Source organism: Desulfovibrio sp. OH1186_COT-070 (assembly GCF_003860215.1).
Taxonomy (GTDB): Bacteria; Desulfobacterota; Desulfovibrionia; order Desulfovibrionales; family Desulfovibrionaceae; genus Desulfovibrio.
Genome location: NZ_RQYH01000169.1, coordinates 1 through 467, shown reverse-complemented (window position 1 = coordinate 467; position 467 = coordinate 1). Strand labels below are relative to the sequence as shown.

The 467-nt window shown below is 60.4% G+C and carries 1 protein-coding gene; it reads left to right on the top strand.

Features of this window, described 5'->3' with window-relative positions; translation table 11 throughout:
- Positions 1 to 467, top strand: a 467-nt coding sequence (locus EII23_RS12400; RefSeq protein WP_148091296.1) for an Rpn family recombination-promoting nuclease/putative transposase, incomplete at both ends; no start/stop codon positions are given.

Sequence of the window (467 nt, the reverse complement as noted above, 5' to 3'; positions counted from 1 at the left end):
GCCCTGCTTCTGGAGTTCCAGAGCACGCCCGACCACTGGATGGCTTTGCGCATCCTGTCCTATACGACGCTGTTGCTGCTCGATCTCGTCAAGACGGGAAGTGTGCGCGAAAATGAAGGCTTGCCGCCGGTGTTTCCCATTGTTATATACAATGGAGGCAGGGCATGGAAAGCCCCGCAGGATGTGGAGGCGCTCTTTGCTCCCATGCCGGAGAGCCTGAAAGTCTATCGGCCCCGTCACCGGCACTTTTTGCTGGACGAAAGTCGGGTGCCCGCAGACGCGCTGGACAAAAGCAGGGGCCTGGCCGCGCAACTCCTGAAACTGGAACGGGCGCAGGAGCCGGAAGAAGTCCGGCAGATCGTCAGGGAATTGATAGCCCGGCTGCATGGGCCGGAGTATGTGCCTCTGCGCCGGGCTTTTACCGTATGGCTGGGGCGAGTTGTGCTCAAACGCTCCGGGATCACAGA